General features: G+C 74.1%; 16 protein-coding genes and 1 pseudogene. 12 read left to right on the top strand and 5 right to left on the bottom strand.

The window, feature by feature from the left end; all coding sequences use genetic code 11:
* The first annotated feature begins 168 nt into the window (after positions 1 to 168).
* A complete protein-coding gene (locus ACIGXE_RS06050) occupies positions 169 to 1,323 on the top strand; it encodes a sensor histidine kinase (protein ID WP_399743883.1) in 1,155 nt (384 codons plus the stop codon).
* Positions 1,320 to 1,982 carry a response regulator gene (locus ACIGXE_RS06045; RefSeq protein WP_399743879.1) on the top strand — a complete coding sequence of 221 codons (663 nt, stop codon included), beginning with the start codon at positions 1,320 to 1,322 and terminating at the stop codon, positions 1,980 to 1,982. The genes ACIGXE_RS06050 and ACIGXE_RS06045 overlap by 4 nt, the downstream gene beginning before the upstream one ends.
* Positions 1,983 to 2,429: 447 nt before the next feature.
* Here ACIGXE_RS06045 and ACIGXE_RS06040 read toward each other — a convergent pair whose 3' ends face one another.
* Entirely contained in the window at positions 2,430 to 3,182 is a 753-nt protein-coding gene (locus tag ACIGXE_RS06040; RefSeq protein WP_399743876.1) for a DUF1524 domain-containing protein, read from the bottom strand.
* A 155-nt stretch (positions 3,183 to 3,337) separates the two neighbouring features.
* On the bottom strand, positions 3,338 to 4,678 hold the full coding sequence (locus ACIGXE_RS06035) for a hypothetical protein (protein WP_399743873.1): 1,341 nt from the start codon (positions 4,676 to 4,678) through the stop codon (positions 3,338 to 3,340).
* A 282-nt stretch (positions 4,679 to 4,960) separates the two neighbouring features.
* Here ACIGXE_RS06035 and ACIGXE_RS06030 point away from each other — a divergent pair, with 282 nt between their 5' ends.
* Positions 4,961 to 5,563: an isochorismatase family protein gene (locus ACIGXE_RS06030; protein WP_399743870.1), complete on the top strand. Its 603-nt coding sequence runs from the start codon at positions 4,961 to 4,963 to the stop codon at positions 5,561 to 5,563.
* 195 nt (positions 5,564 to 5,758) lie between these two features.
* Here ACIGXE_RS06030 and lexA read toward each other — a convergent pair whose 3' ends face one another.
* Both lexA and ACIGXE_RS06020 read right to left on the bottom strand, forming a co-directional pair.
* Positions 5,759 to 6,463, bottom strand: a complete 705-nt coding sequence (lexA, locus tag ACIGXE_RS06025; protein ID WP_399743866.1) for a transcriptional repressor LexA — start codon at positions 6,461 to 6,463, stop codon at positions 5,759 to 5,761.
* A gap of 181 nt (positions 6,464 to 6,644) precedes the next feature.
* Complete coding sequence (locus ACIGXE_RS06020) at positions 6,645 to 7,265, bottom strand: L-threonylcarbamoyladenylate synthase (protein ID WP_399743863.1); 621 nt, start codon at positions 7,263 to 7,265, stop codon at positions 6,645 to 6,647.
* A 152-nt stretch (positions 7,266 to 7,417) separates the two neighbouring features.
* Here ACIGXE_RS06020 and ACIGXE_RS06015 point away from each other — a divergent pair, with 152 nt between their 5' ends.
* The 4 genes from ACIGXE_RS06015 to ACIGXE_RS06000 are packed head-to-tail and all read left to right on the top strand — an operon-like array spanning position 7,418 to position 13,591.
* Positions 7,418 to 8,575: an acyl-CoA dehydrogenase family protein gene (locus ACIGXE_RS06015; protein ID WP_399743860.1), complete on the top strand. Its 1,158-nt coding sequence runs from the start codon at positions 7,418 to 7,420 to the stop codon at positions 8,573 to 8,575.
* The gene (locus ACIGXE_RS06010; RefSeq protein WP_399743857.1) at positions 8,575 to 10,296 is read left to right on the top strand and encodes a 5-guanidino-2-oxopentanoate decarboxylase; all 1,722 of its coding nucleotides are present in this window, start codon (positions 8,575 to 8,577) and stop codon (positions 10,294 to 10,296) included. Before ACIGXE_RS06015 ends, ACIGXE_RS06010 begins: the two co-directional genes overlap by 1 nt.
* A complete protein-coding gene (locus tag ACIGXE_RS06005; RefSeq protein WP_399743854.1) occupies positions 10,293 to 11,498 on the top strand; it encodes a Glu/Leu/Phe/Val dehydrogenase dimerization domain-containing protein in 1,206 nt (401 codons plus the stop codon). Before ACIGXE_RS06010 ends, ACIGXE_RS06005 begins: the two co-directional genes overlap by 4 nt.
* Positions 11,495 to 13,591, top strand: a complete 2,097-nt coding sequence (locus ACIGXE_RS06000; protein ID WP_399743851.1) for an acetate--CoA ligase family protein — start codon at positions 11,495 to 11,497, stop codon at positions 13,589 to 13,591. Before ACIGXE_RS06005 ends, ACIGXE_RS06000 begins: the two co-directional genes overlap by 4 nt.
* A gap of 134 nt (positions 13,592 to 13,725) precedes the next feature.
* Here the strand turns inward: ACIGXE_RS06000 and ACIGXE_RS05995 are convergent, their stop codons facing one another.
* On the bottom strand, positions 13,726 to 15,303 hold the full coding sequence (locus ACIGXE_RS05995; protein ID WP_399743848.1) for an APC family permease: 1,578 nt from the start codon (positions 15,301 to 15,303) through the stop codon (positions 13,726 to 13,728).
* A 141-nt stretch (positions 15,304 to 15,444) separates the two neighbouring features.
* On the opposite strand from ACIGXE_RS05995, the gene ACIGXE_RS05990 reads away from it, so the two are divergent.
* The 5 genes and pseudogenes from ACIGXE_RS05990 (at position 15,445) to ACIGXE_RS05970 (ending at position 19,202) form a co-directional block, all read left to right on the top strand.
* Positions 15,445 to 16,065: a TetR/AcrR family transcriptional regulator gene (locus tag ACIGXE_RS05990; protein WP_399743845.1), complete on the top strand. Its 621-nt coding sequence runs from the start codon at positions 15,445 to 15,447 to the stop codon at positions 16,063 to 16,065.
* 75 nt (positions 16,066 to 16,140) lie between these two features.
* Positions 16,141 to 16,971: pseudogene (locus ACIGXE_RS05985) on the top strand (flavin monoamine oxidase family protein); the annotation flags it as partial.
* A gap of 104 nt (positions 16,972 to 17,075) precedes the next feature.
* Positions 17,076 to 17,633: a flavin monoamine oxidase family protein gene (locus ACIGXE_RS05980; RefSeq protein WP_399743842.1), complete on the top strand. Its 558-nt coding sequence runs from the start codon at positions 17,076 to 17,078 to the stop codon at positions 17,631 to 17,633.
* A complete protein-coding gene (locus tag ACIGXE_RS05975; RefSeq protein WP_399743840.1) occupies positions 17,630 to 18,547 on the top strand; it encodes a TetR family transcriptional regulator C-terminal domain-containing protein in 918 nt (305 codons plus the stop codon). Before ACIGXE_RS05980 ends, ACIGXE_RS05975 begins: the two co-directional genes overlap by 4 nt.
* A gap of 46 nt (positions 18,548 to 18,593) precedes the next feature.
* Complete coding sequence (locus ACIGXE_RS05970; protein WP_399743837.1) at positions 18,594 to 19,202, top strand: hypothetical protein; 609 nt, start codon at positions 18,594 to 18,596, stop codon at positions 19,200 to 19,202.
* Positions 19,203 to 19,293 lie beyond the last annotated feature (91 nt).

Here is a 19,293-nt window from a genome sequence, read left to right as displayed (position 1 = left end):
CACCCACCGCACATCTTCCGCACACCTCCTTCACTCCTTCGACAAAACGGCTGGTAGAAGCCCTGACGACGGCTCTCCGCGCGGGCAGAATGCGGGGCGACGGGGACAGTCGTGACACGGCGGAAGAAAGGCGCGGTCTTGCCGGTGCGGTCCATACTCAGATGGCGCTTGCCCGCATGGAGACGAACGGGCGGCGCGGGCTCCGCGCTCCAGCGCGCCCGGTCCTTCATGATCCTCACCACTCTGCTCTACCGGGCGAGCCATCTGACGGTCGGCGTCCTCGCCGTCGTCCAGCACCCCGGCGCCCATCCCCTGCAGTACCTGGGGATCGCCGCCGCGCTCGGACTGAGCGTCCTGGTCTACGGAACGGCCCTGCGCCGCGGCTGGTTCGACCCCCGGCAGATCTGGGCGGACGTCCTCGTCGTCGGCTGCGCGCTGCCGTTCGTCCTGTACGCGTGGGCCGGGGTGCGCGAGACACCGGCGATCGGCTGGGCGATGCTGCTCGGCGGCTCGGCGAGCGGCGCCGCGGCCATCGCCCTCGGCCGGTCCCAGGCCCTCTCCGCGGTCGCGCTGCTCGCCGCGACACACCTCGTCGGCTACCACCTGGTGGGCGCGAGCCGGGCCGTCCTCGGCGGACACCTCAACTCCGTGCTCTCCTCGGCCGTCATGACCTCGATCATGTGGTGGTACCTGCGCCGCCAGGGCCGCCTCCTCGACGAGGCCAACGCCCGCGCGCTCGCCGCCGAGGCGCAGAAGGCCCGCTACGCCGAGCGGCTCGACCACCACCGGGCGCTGCACGACACCGTTCTCGCCACCCTCACCACCCTCGCGGCCGGCGGCGTCGACGCCAACGCCCCCGAGGTGCGCGAGCGCTGCGCCCGGGAGGCGGCCTATCTGCGGCGGCTGATCCAGCAGACCGCCGACGAGGTCCACCACCCGGGCATGGGGGCGGCCCTGGAGGAGGCGGTGAGCTCGGTGGAGGCGCTGCGGCTGCGGGTCACCGCCCAGTACCATGACCTGCCCGCCGTGCCTCCGGAGGTCGCCGCCGCGTTCGCGGACGCCGCGCGCGAGGCCCTGAACAACGTACGGCGGCACGCGGGCACCGGGCACGCCTACCTCACCGCGACCGGCGCGGCCGACGGCAAGGGCGGCGCCGTGGTCACGGTGGTCGACCGGGGACCCGGCTTCGACCCCGAGGACTACGTACCCGGCTTCGGGCTGCGCGGCTCGGTGCACGCCCGGATGACCGAGATCGGCGGCCGGGCGGTGGTCGACACCGCGCCCGGCGAGGGCGTGAGGGTGGAGCTGAGATGGCCCGGATGATCACCGTAGCGGTCGTCGACGACGACCGGATGCTCCTGGACGGCATGAGGGCCTGGCTGGGGGGTGTCCCGGAACTGCGCCTGGTCGCGACGGCCGCCACCGTCGACGAGCTCCTGACCTCCCGGACGGACGCCGAAGTCGGCACAGGAGAAGGGGAGTACGAGGCGCCCGACGTGGTCCTGCTCGACCTCGTCCTGCGCGACGGCTCGGCGCCCGCGGACAACATCCGGCGCCTGCTCGCGACGGGCAGCCGGGTCCTGGTGATCAGCACGGTCCCCGACCGGCACCGGATCATCGAGTCCGTGCGGGCCGGGGCCGACGGCTATCTGACGAAGGACAACGACCTGCCGACCCTGGTCGCCGCCGTCAAGGACGTGGCCGCCGGTCTCGGCGCCCACTCCCCCGAGCTCGCCTTCGCCTGTGCGCACGACAGCGGCCCGGCGGCACCCCGGCTCTCGCCGCGCGAGCGGCAGATCCTGCTCGACTACGCCTCCGGGCTCACCCTCAAGTCGACCGCCCGGCGGGCGGGCATCACGGTGCACACCGCGAAGGACTACCTGGACCGGGTGAAGGCGAAGTACCGGCAGGCCGGCCGCCCCGCGTACACGAAGATCGACCTCGCCGTACGGGTCCGGGAGGACAGTCTCGACGGGGGCTGACCCTCGGGGCCGGCGGGCGGCGGTCGTCGCCCTCACCGCCGGGGCCCGCAAGCCCCCCAAACGGACGGCTGCAGGGGGCGTCCCACCGGTCACTATCGTCGGTCACGGCGCCGCGGTCACACCCCCGTAGCCGCGGCGCCACCGTCTCTCTCCGGCTCGGCCCACGATGGTGCTCCCGTCGAGGGGCGGGAGGAAGTCGTAAGGCCGGGGTGACGGACCCGAGCTGCTCTCTATCGGGGGGAGGAGGGGCGGCACGCGGGGTACGGGGGTCTCCACCGTGCCGCCCCTCCGCGGACTTCGCCGCGTGGACTTCGGCGCATGGACCTTGCCGCACGGACATCGCCTCCCGGACCTTTCCGCTCGGACCTTTCCGCTCGGGCCTTTCCGAGCGGGCCTTTCCGAGCGGGCTCCGGCACGGGTCGGTCGGCGCGGGCCCGGCCGTGCGGGTCAACCGCCGCAGGTGTCCAGCATGCGCCCGAGCGTGGTCTTCTCCGCGGGCGTCACCGTCAGGCCGTACGTCGACTTCACCGAGGTCCAGGCACGCGCGTACGTGCACCAGTACGCGCGGGAGGGCGGCTGCCACTCGTCGGGACCCTGATCGCCCTTGGAGCGGTTGGACACGGCGGAGACGGCGAGCAGTTGCGGGTGGGTCAGGTCGTTCGCGAAGGCCTTGCGCTTCTCCTGCGTCCAGCTGTCCGCTCCGGATCGCCACGCGTTGGCGAGCGGCACCACGTGGTCGATGTCCAGGCCGGACGCCTTGGTGAAGCTCTTCCCGTCGTAGACGCTGACCCAGGTTCCGGACACGGCGCGGCACTCGCCGTCCCGCCGGACGTCCGTCCCGTCGCGTTCGAGGACGGCCTCGCGGGTGTTGCAGCTGTGGCCCTGCTCGGCCCAGAGCGGGAACTTCTCACGGCTGTAGCCGGTCATCGACCGCTGCGGCGCGACGGTGAGGCCGGCCAGCTGGGTGCGGGCCTGGCCGGCGCCCGGCAGACCGGGCAGCCCGCCGTCGCCGTCGGCGGCACCGCCGGGCGCCCCACCCCGGGAGGGCGGCGTCGTGGGAGCGGACGAGGACGAGGGCGCGGCCGACGCCGAGGAGCCCGGGCCCTTCCCCTCGGCGCCGGGGAGGCCCGAGCCGGGGCGCCCGGCGCCGTCCGGCCCGGCGCAGCCGGTGGCGGCGAACAGCACCGCTGTCGCCGCCACCAAGCCCGCTATGTCTCTGTACTTCTGACGCCCCATGAGCCGAATCGTTCCCTTTGCCAGCCACCGTTACGCGCGGCAGCGTACCGCCCGGGGTGTCGGCACGGGGCACCGGGCGGGGCGTCGGACCAGGTGGGAGCCGGGCCGCGGGGCGACCGTCAGGCCGGGTACTTCACGTCCGCCGTGTAGGTCGGTCCCGCGAGGCAGTCGCGCATCTCGTGCCGCGGTGCGACGCCCGTCCAGCGCAGGAAGCCGTCGGCGCCCGTCGGCTTGTTCATGTCGATGAAGCGACAGCCGTCGTAGAGCACCTTGCCCGAGGTGGTCGGCGCGGTCCCCGTCACCACCTTGTGCGAGCCCATCAGCGCGCAGTCGACGTAGCGGACCATCGGGCCGCTGTTGCCGTCGACGTCGAAGGCGTAGGTGTGGGGCACGGCGTCCGGCGCCCAGTCCCGGAAGTGCTGGGCGGTGTCGTCACAGGACACGAAGGTGATGTTGCCCCGGGTCCAGCGCGAGTCGATCACCTTGTGGTTCTTGCTCTGCACCTCGAAGCGGATGCCCTGGACGTACAGACGCAGCACGGAGTCGAAGCGGGTGGCGGCGTCGGACGTCAGCTGGAAGAAGGTGCCGGGCTTGGCCGCGTCGGTGAGGATGTAGGAGCCGCCGATGAAGTTCATCGAGCCGCCCCGGATGTTCTTCACGAACACGCCGGACTTGAACTCCACCTTGCAGTCGCGGAACCAGTAGTTGAGGAACTGGTCCTGCTGCGTGGCGCCGGTGTTCATCCCCATGACGAGGAACGCCTCGGAGTAGGTGCCGCCGATCTGGCAGTGGTCCCAGCCCATCTCGCTGTTGAGGTCGGACTGCGGCACCTGCTGCCCGGAAGGGGCGTCGGCGGGGCCGTCCAGACCGATGCCGCGCTTCCAGTCGCCGCGCCACTCCACGTCGGTGTACCAGGTGTCCTGCGCCCCGTAGCCGCCGTCCTCCGAGTAGGAGTAGCAGAAGCTGGAGGTGGGGTTGGTGCTGGTGAAGGTGAGGCCGGAGATCCGGATGTTCTTGTAGCGGCGGTAGTTGGTCCACAGCGTGGTGTCGTTGGCCGTGGGCGCGTACACGATCCGCGAGGTCCGCTTGCCGTAACCGCTGATCGAGATGCCGTCGACGACCCCGCCGCCCCCGCGGCCGTCGACGTTCGGCAGCAGCGAATCGGGCTCCGTCAGAAGGTAGTTGCCCGGCGGGATCAACAGGACCTTCTTCAGGATCGTGCCCGAGATCGGGTTCTTCTGCCAGTTGGCGGCCGAGAGCAGTTCGGCCGCGGCGGCCCGGAAGGCCGCGTCGCTCGGCGTGGCGCCGGTCGGGTCGGCGTTGTGGCTCATGACGTTGACCACGTACGGGTCGCCGCCGGCCCCCGCCGCGTACGCCGGGCTTCCGCCGCTCACCAGCGCGCCCGCGGCGACGCCGGCTCCGGCCGTGGCCACGCCGCGTATGACGGAACGGCGGTCCATGTGTCCGGTCATCACTTACCCCCCATGTCGTGATCTTGGAAAGGACAGCACATCCGACCACGACGGTGACCAGGGCGCAAGATCTTCGGGAGGCACCCGACCGCAGCCGCGGAGGCCCAGCCCGGGGAGGAGCGATGTCCGGATCTGCGGCTCACATGACATTGCCGCCATCCGGGAGTGGTTCGTAGCGTGGAGGCACGGTCGAGGAGCCGCGCGGACCGGGTCCGCGCAGGGACTCCGACCGCACCGATCCGCACCCGAATCCCCCTGGAAGGGACACTCATGCCTGCCACCACGCCTTCGGCCACGCTGCGCGAGCTCAGCGGCTTCGATCAGACCCCGGCCTCGCTCGCCGGCTCCACGCTGGTCCTGATCGACTACCAGAACACCTACACCCGGGGCGTGATGGAGCTGACCGGCTGGGAGGCCGCCCTGGACGCGGCCGCCGAACTGCTCGCCCGGGCCCGGGCCGCCGGCGCCAAGGTCGTCCACGTCGTCAACGACGGCGGCGAGGGCACGCCGTACGACATCCGTGCCGAGATCGGGCAGATCCACCCCCGGGTGGCGCCGGCCGAGGGCGAGCCCGTCGTCGTCAAGACCGCGCCCGACGGCTTCGTCGGGACCGACCTCGGCGAGCACCTCGACGCCGCCGGACACAAGGACGTCGTCGTCGCCGGGTTCATGACCCACATGTGCGTGGCGTTCACGACGGCCGGCGCCTTCCTCCGCGGCAACCGCCCCACGGTCGTCGCGGACGCCTGCGCCACCCGCCCGCTGGGCACCGTGCGCGGCGAGGTCTCCGCCGAGCAGCTCCACCGGGGCGCGCTCGCGACCATCGGCGACCTGTACGGCGTCGTCGTGCCGAACGCCGCCGCGCTGGGCTGAGCCGACCGGGGCCGGGCTGGGCTGAGCCGACCGGGGCCGGGCTGGGGCGAGCCGATCCGGGGCCGGGCTGGGTCGAGCCGATCCGGGCCGGTCCGGGAAGGCCCTGAGCCCCGGTCCCGGCCGACCGGAGCCGGACCTGCGCCGGGCCGGTCCGGTTCCCCGCCCGCGCGCGGGCCCCCGGCCGGCCCGCGCCGGTCAGAGCCGGCGCAGCACGGACACGACCTTGCCGAGGATCACGGCCTCGTCGCCGGGGATCGGCTCGTACGCGGGGTTGGCCGGATTCAGCCACACGTGCGGGCCGTCGTGGGCGAGACGCTTGACGGTGGCCTCGCCGTCCAGCATGGCGGCGACGATGTCACCGTCGTCCGCGGTGTCCTGGGCCCGTACGACGACTAGGTCACCGTCCTCGATGTGGGCGTCCCGCATCGAGTCGCCGACGACGGTCACGGCGAACAGCCGGCCCGCTCCGACGACCTGGGCGGGCAGGACGAGATTGTCCTCGACCAGCTCCTCGGCGGTGATGGGCACACCGGCCGCGATCCGGCCGACGAGGGGCACCACGACGGCCTGCCGCTCGCCGAGGAGCTCGGCCTGGCTCCTGGCCCGGCCCTCGGGGCCGCCGATGCCCGGGCCCTCGGAGAGGCCGTCGGCGAGGACGTAGGCGCGCGGACGCTGGGGGTCCTGCCGGAGGACCCCCTTCTTCTCCAGGGCCCGGATCTGGTGCGAGACGCTGGAGGTGCTGAGGAGACCGGCCGCGGCGGCGATCTCGCGCATCGAGGGCGGGAACCCGTGCCGACGCGTGTGAGACCGGATGATGTCGAGGATCTGCTGCTGCCGCTCGGTCAGCCCGTCGTCGTTCGTCCGGGTGCCCGGCGGGCGGCCGGCACGGTTCCTGCTCATGGTCGGCCTCCGTTTCTTCCGCTTCGTACGGTTCGTTCGTCTTCGTTCGCCCAGTGCGCCTTGCAGGGCACACTAACCCGGCCCACTGACATCGCAGCAGGTCGGGTCGGTGTCCCCGGGCATCGGCGCCGGCGGCTCCCCGGCGCGGGCGGGTCGTCGGATCAGCGGGCGGGTCTCCGGGTCACTCGAAGCGCGACGGGTCGCCGGCCCCCCGCCGTACGATCTCCGCCTCACCGCTGGAGAAGTCGACGACGGTGGTCGGTTCCGTGCCGCAGTCGCCGGAGTCGACGACGGCGTCGAGCACGTGGTCGAGCCGCTCCTTGATCTCCCAGCCCTGGGTCAGCGGCTCCTCCTCGTCGGGCAGCAGCAGGGTGCTCGACACGAGGGGCTCGCCCAGCGCGGCGAGGAGGGCCCGGGTCACGGCGTGGTCCGGGATCCGCACCCCGACCGTCTTCTTCTTGGGGTGCATGAGGCGGCGCGGCACCTCCTTGGTGGCGGGGAGGATGAAGGTGTAGCTGCCCGGGGTCGCCGCCTTGACGGCGCGGAAGACGTCGTTGTCGACGTGGACGAACTGGCCCAGCTGTGCGAAGTTCTCGCAGATCAGCGTGAAGTGGTGCCGGTCGTCGAGGCGCCGGATGGACCGGATCCGCTCGAGCCCCTCGTGGTTGCCGATCCGGCAGCCCAGCGCGAAGCAGGAGTCGGTGGGGTACGCGATGAGGGCGTCGGCCCGGAGGCTGTCGACCACGGTGCCGATGGTGCGCGGCTGCGGCGACTGCGGGTGGACGTCGAAGTACTTGGCCATTTTCCGACCCTACGGGAACCGCGCGGCCCGTGGGGCGCCGCGGCCGCGGCGCCGCCGGACGGCCTGGTCCCGGTCCGTTGACAGCGCCGCCCGCCGCCCTCGATACTGACTGACGGTTCAGTCAGTAGCCCGTTGTCGCACCAGGAGGCACCATGTCCGACCTCCCCACCGAGCTGATCCCGTTCACCGCCGAGCAGCGGGGCATCGTCGAGCTGAGCCGGAGCTTCGCCCGCGACGAGATCCGCCCTCGCGCCCGGGCCGTGGACGAGGCCGACGTCGAGACGCCGTGGGACCTGTGGCAGAAGGCCGCCAAGGTCGGCATCACCGGCTTCATGCTTCCCGAGGAGTACGGGGGCGGCGGCTTCACCGACGTCTTCACGCAGTGCCTGGTGCAGGAGGAGCTGTGCGTCGGCGACCTCGGCATCGGCAATCTGCTCTGCTCCAACGGCTTCTTCGCCGACCCGCTGCTCGCCCTCGGCACCGAGGAGCAGAAGCGGACCTGGCTCACCCCGCTGACCGGCGCCGACACCCCGATGACCGCGCTCGCCACCACCGAGCCGGGCGCCGGTTCGGACGCCGCGTCCATCGTGACGACGGCCACCCGCACCGAAGGCGGCTACCTGCTCGACGGGCAGAAGGCGTGGATCTCCAACGCGGGCGAGGCCGAGCAGTACGTCGTCTTCGCCAAGACCGATCCCGGCCTGCGCTCCCGCGGCGTGACGGCGTTCCTGCTGCGCAAGGACACGCCGGGCGTCACCTTCGGGGAGCCGATGCGGAAGATGGGCCAGCGCGCGATCGTCTGCCGCGAGATCTTCTTCGCCGGCGCCTTCGTCCCCGACGAGCACCGGCTCGGCGCCGAGGGCCGGGGCTTCCACGGGCTCATGCGGACCTTCGACGTCTCGCGCACCGTGCTCGGCGCGGCGGCGACGGGGGTGGCGCGGGCCGCGTACGAGTACGCCCGCGACTACGCGCGCACCCGGGAGCAGTTCGGGAAGCCGATCATCGAGCACCAGGCCGTCGCCTTCCGGCTCGCCGACATGCGCACCCGCGTCGAGCAGGCCCGGCTGATGACCTGGCGCGCCGCCAAGCGCCTCGACGCGGGTCTGCCGGCGACGACCGAGGCCGCCATGGCCAAGCTGACGGCGTCGGAGACGGCCGCGTACTGCACCTGGGCGGCGGTGCAGACCCTGGGCGGCTGGGGCTACTCGCGCGAGTACCCGGTCGAGCAGTGGATGCGGGACGCCAAGCTGGAGGAGATCGAGGAGGGCACCTCGGACATCATGCGGCTCGTCATCGCGCGGGGGCTGTGATGACGGGACACCCTCCGGCCGACCGCCCGGCGGCCGCGGCGGCCGGCCCGCGTCCGCCCGCCCGTCCGCCGGCGACCGCCGCCCCCGCGGGCCCGCCGCACTCCGCCGGCAGCCGCACCGGCGGCGAGGCCGTCGTCCGCGCGCTCGCCGCGCACGGCGTCACCGACGCGTTCGGCATCCCGGGGACGCACAACCTGGAGATCTACCGCCATCTCCAGCCCTATGGCATCCGGCATGTGACGCCCCGGCACGAACAGGGCGCGGGGTACGCGGCCGACGCCTACGCGCGGGTGTCCGGGCGGCCGGGCGTCGCGATCACCACCACGGGGCCCGCGCTGCTGAACATCGCGGCGGCGGTCGGCCAGGCGTACTCCGACAGCGTGCCGATGCTCGTCGTCTCGCCCGGAATGCCGCTGCGGCACCCCCGGCAGTCCACCGGCCTGCTGCACGAGGCGCACAGCCAGACGGAGGCCCTGCGGGGCGTCGCCGCGTTCAGCCATCGGGTGTCGTCCGTCGACGAGATCGGCGCGGCGGTGGCCCGGGCCTTCACCCTCTTCCGTACGGGCCGGCCACGGCCGGTGCACATCGAGGTGCCGCTCGACCTCCTGGAGGCCGTGGAGCCGGCCGGGCCCGAGCGGCTCGCCCCGCCGGCCGCGCCGTCCGAGCCGGATCCCGCGGGCGTACGGGCGGCGGCCGACGCGCTGCTCGGCGCCCGGCGTCCCGCGCTCGTCCTCGGCGGGGGTGCGCGGGCGGCGGCCGCGCAGTGCCGGGCGCTGGCCGGCGCGCTGGGCGCGCCGGTGGTCACCACCGCCAACGGCAAGGGGATCGTCGACGAGCGCCACCCGCTCTCGCTCGGCGTGTCGCTGCACAGTCCGGCCGTGCAGAAGTGGCTGGCCGACCGTGACGTCGTGCTCGCCGTCGGCACGGAGCTGGCCGAGTCCGACGTGTGGGGCCCGCTGCCGGTCCTGACGGGCATGCTGATCCGTGTGGACGTCGACCCGGCCCAGATGTACACGGGCCGGCCGGCGGATTTTCCGCTGGTCGGCGACGCCCGCGCCACCCTCGGCGCGCTGCTCACCGCGTGCCGGGGGCGGGCCCGCGCCGGCGCCGGGGCCGACGACGAGCCCGATCTCGGCGCTCTCGTCACGGATTTGCGCACCACCCGCGACGACGAGACCCGGGCGCGGGACGCGCGCTGGGTGCCGCATCTGCGGGCGATGCGCCGGGTGCTCGCCGAGGACGCCGTCGTCACCTCCGACAGTGCCCAGTGCTGCTACTACGGGGCGCTGCCGCACCTGCCGGTCGGCCCCGAGGGCCGCTATCTGCATCCGACCGGCTTCGGCACCCTCGGCTACGCCCTGCCCGCCGCGATCGGCGCGAAGACCGCGTGCCCCGAGCGGCAGGTCGTCGCCCTGAGCGGTGACGGCGGGCTGCAGTTCTCCGTGCAGGAGCTGGCCACCGCCGCCCAGGCCGGCCTGCCGCTGCCCGTCGTGGTCTTCGACAACGGCGGGTACGGCGAGATCCGCGAGGAGATGGCCGCGCGCGGGGACGCCCCGACCGCCGTCGACCTGCCGGCGGTGGACCTGCCCGGGCTCGCCCGCGCCTACGGCGGGCACGGCACGGCGGTCCGTACGCCCGCGGAACTCGCCGCCGCCCTGGCCGAAGCACTGGTCACCCCAGGACCCACCGTCGTCACCGTCCCCGAGGAGTCCCCGAGATGACGCCCCCAGAGACCACCCCCGCCTCCACCCCTCCGCTCGTCTCCCTCACCTGGACCGACCACGTCACCGGCCGCCAGGGCCATCTGGTGATCGACCGGCTCGTGCGCGGCGTGTCCAGCGGCGGGCTGCGGATGCGGGCGGGCTGCACGCTCGACGAGGTCGCCGGACTGGCCCGCGGGATGACCATGAAGGAGGCCCTGCACTACGACCCCCGGGCCCGGTACGTGCCGCTCGGCGGTGCCAAGGGCGGCATCGACTGCGACCCGCGCGACCCGGAGGCGTACGGGGTGCTCGTGCGCTATCTGCGCGCGATGCGCCCGTACGTCGAGCGCTTCTGGACCACCGGGGAGGACCTCGGGCTCACCCAGGACCTCGTCGACCGGGCGGCCGCGGAGGCCGGTCTCGTCTCCTCGATCCAGGCCGTCTATCCGCTGCTCGACGACGAGGACACCGCCCGCCGCCGGCTGGCGGACGCGTTCGCCGTGGAGGTCGACGGCATCGGGCTCGACGAGCTGGCGGGCGGCTGCGGGGTCGCCGAGTCCGTCCTGACCGCCCTCGACCGGGCCGGCGTCCCGCACGCCGGCACCCGGGTGGCGGTGCAGGGCTTCGGCACGATGGGCGGGGCGACCGCCCGCTTCCTCGCCCGGGCCGGGCTCAGGATCGTCGCGGTCGCCGACGTGAAGGGGACGATCGCCGATCCGGACGGCCTGGACGTCGAGGCGCTGCTCGCCGCCCGCGACACGTACGGCACCGTGGACCGGTCCGCGCTGCGGGCGGGCGCGAGCGAACTGCCGGGTGACGCCTGGCTGTCCGTACCGGCGGACGTGCTGGTCCCGGCGGCCGTCTCGTACACGATCGACGCCGTCAACCAGGCAGCGGTCACGGCCCGGTGGATCGTCGAGGCGGCCAACATGCCGGTGCTGCCCGACGCGGAGGAGCTGCTCACCGCCCGCGGCATCACGGTCCTGCCGGACGTGGTCGTCAACTCCGCGACGAACGCCTGGTGGTGGTGGACCCTGTTCGGCGACATCGGCGCCGACGCGGACGAGGCCTTCGCCCACATCCGGCGCTCGATGCGCAGCCTGGTCGAACAGGTCCTGGACCGGGCGGAGCGGGACGCGACCACCCCGCGCGTCGCCGCGCACGCGGTCGTCGCCGACCGGCTGCCGGTGATCGCCGAGCGCTTCGGCTGGTACGCATGAGCCTCGACGCGCTCTTCGACCCGCGGTCCGTCGCCGTCGTCGGCGCCTCCGCCGATCCGGCCAAGTGGGGCTACTGGCTGGCCTCCGGAGCCCTCGCCGGGCGTGCCCGGCGCACCGTCCACCTGGTCAACCGGCGGGGCGGCGGCCTCGACGGCGTGCCGTTCCTGCCAGGCATCGGGGCGCTGCCGACGGCCCCGGAGCACGTCGTGGTCGCCGTCCCGCCCCGGCAGGTCCGGCCGGTGGTCGTCGAGGGGCTCGCCGCGGGCGCCCGCTGCTTCACCGTGATCACCTCCGGCGGGGCCGACCCGGCGGAGGAGCGGGAGCTCGCCGCCCTCGTCACCGCGCACGGCGGGCGGCTGCTCGGCCCGAACTGCATGGGCGTGGTCGACACCACGACCGAACTCCGGCTCAGCTGGGGCGACTTCCCGGCGGGCTCGGTCGGCCTCGTCTCGCAGAGCGGCAACCTGGCCCTGGAGATCGGCCGACTGCTCGCGCGGGCCGGGCAGGGCTTCTCCCGCTTCGTGTCGCTCGGCAACCAGCGCGACATCGACGCGGCCGACGCGCTCGACGCACTGATCGCCCACGAGGCGACCCGGGTCGTCGCCGCCTACGTGGAGGACTTCCGCGACGGCCGGCGCCTGGCCCGCACCCTGGCCGCCGCCCACGCGGCCGGCAAGCCGGTCCTCCTCCTCACCCTCGGCCGCAGCGAAGCCTCGGGCCGAGCGGCGGCCTCCCACACGGGCGCCCTCGTGAGCGCCCGTTCGGTCGTGGCGGCCGTCTGCCGCGACACGGGCGCGGCGCTGGTGGAGTCCGCCGGTGAACTCGTCGACACGGCCGTGCTGTTGGCGGCGCGGCACAGACGCGACCGTACGCACCCGGGGCCGCGCCCCGAAGACCACGGCCACGCCCCGACGCCCCCGCTGCGCGTGGCCGTCGTCGGCGACAGCGGCGGCCAGGGTGCGCTGGCGGCCGACGCGTTCGTGGCCCGCGGCCTCGACGTGCCGCTGCTCACGGAGGCCACCAGGGCCGCCGTCAGCGCGCACCTGCCGAGCCGGGCCGGCAGTGGCAACCCGGTCGACCTGGCGGGAGCGGGCGAGGCGGACCTGCGCAACTACGCGCACGTCACGCGCGCGTTGCTCGACGGCGGCGACACCGACGCCACGGTGCTCACCGGCTACTTCGGCGACTACGCCACCGCGAACCCCGAGCAGGCCGACCAGGAGTGCGAGGTCGCACGCGCGTTGGGCGCCGCCGCGCGGGAGTCGGGGCGGACCCTCGTCGTGCACACCATGGCGCGCGACACGCCGGCCCTGACGGTGCTGCGCGGGTGCGGCGTGCCCGTCTACGAGCGGATCGAGCAGGCAGCGACGGCGCTGGCGCACACGGCCCGGCTGGACCGGACGGTGCCGCAGCCGCCGCCGGCCCTCCCGTCCCGCCCGTCCGGGCGCGGCGCACCGCTCGCCGCGGACGGCGGCTACGAGACCGTCCGCGCCCTCCTGGCCGGCCACGGACTCGACTTCCCCGCCGCCGCGTTCGTCACCACCGCCGACGAGGCGGCCGAGGCCGCCCTCCTGCGCGTCGGGTATCCCCTGGCGCTCAAGGCGATGGGCCTGGCGCACAAGACGGAGGCGGGCGGCGTGGCCCTGGGCGTCGCGGACGAGGCCGGGCTGCGCGCGGCGTTCGCCAGGATGAGGACGGCGACCGGGGCCGGCCGCTTCGTGGTGGAGGCGATGGCCGCGCACCCGCACGCCGTCGAACTCATCGCGGGGGTACGGTACGACCCGGCGTTCGGACCGGTCGCCATGGTCGGCCTCGGCGGAGTCACGGCCGAACTCCTCGCCGACACGGCGCTCGCCCTCGCCCCGCTCACTCCGTCCCGCGCCCGCGCCCTGCTCCTCTCCCTCCGCCACGCTCCCCTGCTCACGGGCTGGCGGGGAGCTCCCCCGGTCGACCTCGACGCCGCCGCCGACGCCCTGTGCGCCCTTTCGCGGGCCGCGGTCGCGCATCCCGAGCTCGCCGAAGTCGAGGTCAATCCGCTGCTCGTCCACCCGGGCGGCGCGGTCGCCCTCGACGCCCACGGAGTGCCGGCCTGACGGGTCCCGACGGGGCGGCGCGGCCTGGCGCCCGCCCCTCGGGGCGGCCGGCGCGCTCCCGGTCTCCCGCCGACCCACGCGCCGTCGGGGGCGGCCCACCACGGCCGCCCCCTTCCCTCACCCGTGCCTCCTCGTCACTCCTCGGTCGTACGCCGTGTCTTCGCGCCCAGGGCGTAGAAGACGAGGCCGATGACCGCGATGACCAGCAGCGGCACGACCTGGCTGAGGGTGTACTCCGCGCGTCGGCCCGCGAACGCCGCCGGGAGCGAGTCGGCCGGTGAGCCGTCCGTACCGAACCAGCCCACGCCGAAGCCCGGCCAGATCAGCACCACGACCGTGAAGGCGACGAGGCCGGTCGCGAGCACGGTGACCGTCCAGGCGCCGACGCGTCCGCCGGGCACGCGGTACGGGCGGGGCGTGTCGGGGTAGCGGCGACGCAGCACCACCAGGCTCGGGAAGGTGACGACGTACGAGATGAAGGTGGTGCAGATCGTCAGGCCGAGGCCCGCCGCGAAGTACTTCTCGCCGTCGCCCTCGGTGAGGTTGAGCGCCACGACGAGCAGGACGGAGGCGAGGACCGCGGACAGCAGGTTCACCCGGACCGGGGTGCCGTGCTTCTCGGAGATCGTGCCGAGCCAGGCCGGTCCCGCGCCGTCGGCGCAGGCCACGGCCTGGGCCCGGTGGGCGCCCATGGCCCAGGTGACGCCGGAGGTGAGCAGGCCGACGATGAGGCCGGCGGCGGCGACACCGCCGAGGACGGCGCCGGCCCCGGTGAGCGTGACGGTGCCGTCGGCGGCGACGGAGCCCCCGTACACGGTGAACACGGCCTTGCACGCGTCGATGAAGCCGCCGAGACTGCCGATCCGGTCGCCGGGCAGCACGAAGAGGATGCCGAGGATCGGGCCGCCGTAGAGCAGCAGCGAGGCGAACCCGGAGCGGAGGATGGCGAGCGGGATGTCACGGCGCGGGTTGCGCATCTCCTCGGCGGCGGAGCTGGGGAGTTCGAAGCCGACGTAGTTGAAGATGAGGACGGGGACGAGGGCCACGAATCCGGCGTACGTCGGGGTGAACTCGTGGGCGGGCAGGGGATGCAGGCCGTTCTTCACGGCGTAGACGACGACCGAGACGAGGAAGAAGCCGAGCAGCACGACGCGCGCGACGGCCCCGGCGATGGGCACCCACTTGCCGACCCGGACGGACCGCACGACGGCGAGCGCGCCACCCCAGATGAAGACGAGCCCGGCGACGTACTTCCACGGACCGGGCAGCGGGGTGAAGAACTCCTCCCAGGTGGTGAGGGCGATGATGCAGAGGCTGCCGCCGACCCACACCGGGTTGGAGATCCAGTAGAGGATCTGGTTGAGGCCCGCGGTGAGCCGGCCGAAGGCGAGCCGGGTCCACACGTAGGGGCCGCCCTGGACGGGGAAGGCGGAGCCGAGTTCGGCGACGAGGAGTCCGTAGGGGAGGAAGAAGAGCAGCGCGAGGACGGCCATCCAGGTCAGTCCCTGCGGGCCCTGGGCCGCGACCGAGCCGATGGTGTCGAGTCCGACGAGGGTGCAGACGAGGAACAGCAGGACGTCGAAGCGGCGCAGTTCCTTGCGCAGCCGGCCGCGCTGCGCGCTCCAGCCGGAGGAGAGGTCGGGGATCGCGGGGGACGGCTCTGCGGGGGACGGTTCAGGCGTTCTGCTGGGGGTGACGGGTACGTGGGTCACGGGGCTGGCTCCTACGGCGACACGGGGGGATCTCGTACGGGAGCGGCATGGGTGACACGCCTGCTGACTGAACAGCCAGTCAGTAGCCTGCACTGTGAGCCCGGCCACACGGCACTGTCAAGGGCTGTGTAGGGTGCGGGTGTGGCCAGAGTCCGGTTGAGCGTGGAGGAGCGGCGCGCGGAGATCCTGCGCGTCGCGGTCGAGCAGATCGAGGCCCGGGGCGTGAGCAACGTGCGCATCGCGGACGTCGCCTCGGTGCTCGGGGTCAGCAGCTCGCTGGTGCTCTACCACTTCTCCACCAAGGAACTGCTCGTCGCCGAGGCCTTCGCGCACGCCGCCGAGGGTGATCTCGCCCAGCTGCGCGAGATCCTGAACAAGCCCCGCACCAGCGCGACCCGGCGGCTGCGCTCGGCGGTGCGCTGGTACGCCCCGACCGGACAGGCCAAGGGCTGGCGCCTGTGGATCGAGGGCTGGGCGGCCGCGCTGCGCGAGCCCGCCCTGCGCAAGGTCACCCACGACCTCGACCAGCAGTGGAAGGCCGCGATCGCCGAGGTCGTGGCGGAGGGCGTCGCCGCCGGCGAGTTCGGGTGCGAGCACCCCGCCGACGCGGCCTGGCGGCTCACCGCCCTGCTCGACGGACTGGCCGTGCAGACCACCTCGTACCAGGGACCGCTCAGCCGCACGACGATGCTGGCCTGGGTCGACGACGCGCTCGTGCGCGAACTGGGCATCGACCACGAGGCGTTGAAGTCCGCGCGCTGATCCCGGGCTCACTGCACGGTCCGCGTTGCCGCAACCGTTGACGCGTCCGTCAGTGTTGCCGCATCCTCTCGGGCCATGGAGATTCGGAGCAGCACGCGTCTGATCGAATCCGAGGTCGTCGTCGTGGGCGGCGGATATGCCGGACTGGCCTCGGCACTCCGGCTCCACGACCACGCCGTGGACCTCACCCTGATCGAGGCCGCCGACCGGGTCGGCGGCCGGGTGCTCACCGAGACCCGGCCGGACGGCACGACCATCGACCACGGAGGGCAGTGGGTCGGCCCCACCCAGACCCGGCTCGTCGCCCTCGCCGCACGCTTCGGCTGCCCCACCTTCCCCACCTGGGAGGAGGGCAGTCACATCGAGATCTGGCACGACGGTGCGCGGGTCCCCTATCGCGGCGCGGCGCCCGAGGACGGGCCGGGCACCGCCGAGTACGCCCGGGTCACCGGGCTCCTGGACGCCCTCGCCGGCACCGTGGACACCGTCCGGCCGTGGCGCACCCCGCGCTTCGCGGAGTGGGACGCCCGCACGGCCGGGGACTTCTTCCGCTCCGAGACGCACGATCCCGACGCCCTGCGCCGGCTCGCCCTCGCCGTCCAGGGCCTGTGGTGCGCGGAGCCCGACGAGATCTCCCTCTTCCACGTGCTCTTCTACCTCGCGGCCGCGGGCGGCTACGAGCAGCTGATGGAGACCCGCGGCTGCGCGCAGGACCGGCGCTTCACCACGGGCGCGGCGGGCCCGGCCCACGCCGTCGCCGCCCTCCTCCGCGCGCCGGAGCGGGAGCGGGACGGGAAGGGGCTCCGGCTCGGCGAGCGGGCACGGTCCCTCGCCCACGGCCCGGAGGGCGTCCGCGTCCGCACCGACACGTCGGAGATCCGCGCCCGGCGGGCGATCGTGGCGCTGCCCCCACACGCCGTCCGCGCCCTGGAGTTCACGCCGCCGCTCCCGGCCGCCCGGGAGGCCTGGCTCGCGCACGCCCCATGGGACGCGTCGCCAAGGTGCACGCGGTGTACGACACTCCTTTCTGGCGCGAGGAGGGGCTCTCCGGGGTGGCCACGCTGTACGACGAGGGACCGGTCGGCGTCGTGTTCGACAACTCACCGGACGACTCGCCCGAGCACTTCTCCGCCGAGCGCTTCTCCACCGCGCGCTTCTCCGTCGAACACTCCTCCGCCGAGCACTCCTCCGACGGCTCCCCCGGCATTCTCGTGGGCTTCGTGTACGGCGACCGCCTGGACCGCTTCGAGGCCCTGGACGCCGCCGCCCGCCGGGCGGCGGCGCTGGCCTGCTTCGCGTCCGTGGTCGGGCCCCGGGCCGGGCGACCGCGCGACTACACGGAGAAGATCTGGACCCGCGACCCCTTCGCCAGGGGCGGGTACGAGGCCTATCTGACGCCCGGCGGGTGGAGCGCCGCCGGCGCGCACGGCTGGCGCGAGCCGACGGGGCCCGTGCACTGGGCCGGCACCGAGACGGCGTCCGAGTGGAACGGCTACATCGACGGCGCCCTCTCCTCCGGATACCGGGCCGCCGACGAGGTCCTGGCGGCCCTGCGAGCCGACAGGTGAACGCGCCGGCGGAGAACGGGCGGCCGGTGGACGAGCCGGGGAACGTGGCCGAGCCGGGGAACGTGGCCGAGCGGGCGCGGCTGGTGGTGCGCGCGGCGGGGGTGAGCCAGCGGGAGTTCGCGGGGCGGATCGGCATGGGCCCCACCGCGCTGTCCAAGGCGCTGCGCGGCAGCCGCCGGCTCACGGATCCGGAACTCGCCGCCCTCGCACGGGAGGGCGGGGTCTCCGTGCGGTATCTGCGGACCGGTCGGGGGCGCCCGCCCGCCGCCCCCTTGCCCTCGGCTGGGGCGGGGGCGCGTCGTCGGGCGGACGCCGTGGACCCGGAGGCGCGCAAGGAGCAGATCCTGCGGGTGACGGCCGGACTGATCGCCCGCCGGGGTTTCCACCAGGTGCGCGTCGCCGACATCGCGGGCGCGTGCGGGACGAGCACCGGGACCGTCCACTACCACTTCCCGGCCAAGGGCGACGCCCTGCGCGCGGCCCTGCTCCACTGCGCGGACCGGCTCCACCGGCGCCTCGACGCCGAGTTCAGGGACGCGGACGGCGCGGTCGAGAAGCTGCGCCGGCTGATCGACGTCCAGCTGATCTCCCATGAGGAGGACCGTGAGGAGTGGTCGGTGTGGGTGCAGTCCTGGACCGAGGCGATCCTCGACCCGGCGCTGCGGGAGGGGCAGCGCGCCGTCTACGCCCGCTGGCGGCGGACGGTCCTCGACCTGGTCCGCGCCTGCCAGGCCGAGGGCATGGGCGCGGACGCCGACCCCGAGGCTCTGACCAGCAGGTTCACCGGCTTGGTGGACGGCCTGGCGATCCAGGTGCTGGCGGGGACGGCGGAGATGTCGGCGCCCCGGATGCGCGAGCTGCTCCTGGACGCGTTCGAGCCCCACATCTCCCTGCGCCGAGGGCGCACCGGCTGAGGGAGTGTCACGTCCGTACAGTGAGGGCGGGGAGGGGAGGCCGGCCATGAGCCTGGAGATCGAGGGCGCCGCCGAGGAGTTCGCGCGCGCGGTCACGTGGTTGCGGGAGGAGCTGCGGGCGGTCGCGGCCGCCGTCGCCCCCGGCGTGGCGCCTCGGGCGGAGGAGCGGACCGACGACCGCACCACCGTGCGTCCGATGACGGGAAAGCGCTTCCCGCTCTCGCTGCTCCTGCCCCGGGTCCCGTACGAGACCGCGGCACCGGTCGCCGCCGAAGCGTTCCGCGCGGCGGGCTGGCACACCGAGCCCGGCGAGGACTTCGGCGGGCGTCCGTTCGTCAGGGCGACGCGCCGTGCCGGCGAGCGCGGGCCGTTCGAGGCGAGCGTCGGGGCTGCGGGCAGCGCGCTGCGGATCTCGGGCACGACGCCCGTCGTGTGGATCCACGCCCGCTGGATCCGCCCGCCGCGCGCGGCGACGGCGGAGACCCTGAGGCCCGGCCACCGCCTGTGCGTCATGTGCGAGGGCTGGGGTTCGTGCCGCACCTGTGAGGGTCTCGGCTTCGTCGACGGCCGGCGGTGCCCCGAGTGCGGCCTGGGCATGGACTGCCCGGACTGCCGGGGCACCGGCCAGGAGCCCGTCCCCGGGACGGCCTCCTAGGGGGTGTCTTTCCGATCATCGGATCGTTGGTCTGGTCGTGAGGGATGGGGAGATTTCTGACGCTGCGTGGGCGGTGATCGCGCCGCTGTTG

The organism is Streptomyces sp. NPDC053431, assembly GCF_044544925.1.
GTDB lineage: Bacteria > Actinomycetota > Actinomycetes > Streptomycetales > Streptomycetaceae > Streptomyces.
This window is presented reverse-complemented; position numbering and strand designations above follow the sequence as displayed.

Bases quoted from the DNA above. Each gene is read 5' to 3' on its own strand.
- ACIGXE_RS06045 (WP_399743879.1), top strand. From the start codon at position 1,320: ATGATCACCGTAGCGGTCGTCGACGACGACCGGATGCTCCTGGACGGC.
- ACIGXE_RS06035 (WP_399743873.1), bottom strand. From the start codon at position 4,678: ATGGACCGCCGTTCCGTCATACGCGGCGTGGCCACGGCCGGAGCCGGC.
- ACIGXE_RS06030 (WP_399743870.1), top strand. From the start codon at position 4,961: ATGCCTGCCACCACGCCTTCGGCCACGCTGCGCGAGCTCAGCGGCTTC.
- lexA (WP_399743866.1), bottom strand. From the start codon at position 6,463: ATGAGCAGGAACCGTGCCGGCCGCCCGCCGGGCACCCGGACGAACGAC.
- ACIGXE_RS06020 (WP_399743863.1), bottom strand. From the start codon at position 7,265: ATGGCCAAGTACTTCGACGTCCACCCGCAGTCGCCGCAGCCGCGCACC.
- ACIGXE_RS06015 (WP_399743860.1), top strand. From the start codon at position 7,418: ATGTCCGACCTCCCCACCGAGCTGATCCCGTTCACCGCCGAGCAGCGG.
- ACIGXE_RS06010 (WP_399743857.1), top strand. From the start codon at position 8,575: ATGACGGGACACCCTCCGGCCGACCGCCCGGCGGCCGCGGCGGCCGGC.
- ACIGXE_RS06005 (WP_399743854.1), top strand. From the start codon at position 10,293: ATGACGCCCCCAGAGACCACCCCCGCCTCCACCCCTCCGCTCGTCTCC.
- ACIGXE_RS06000 (WP_399743851.1), top strand. From the start codon at position 11,495: ATGAGCCTCGACGCGCTCTTCGACCCGCGGTCCGTCGCCGTCGTCGGC.
- ACIGXE_RS05970 (WP_399743837.1), top strand. From the start codon at position 18,594: ATGAGCCTGGAGATCGAGGGCGCCGCCGAGGAGTTCGCGCGCGCGGTC.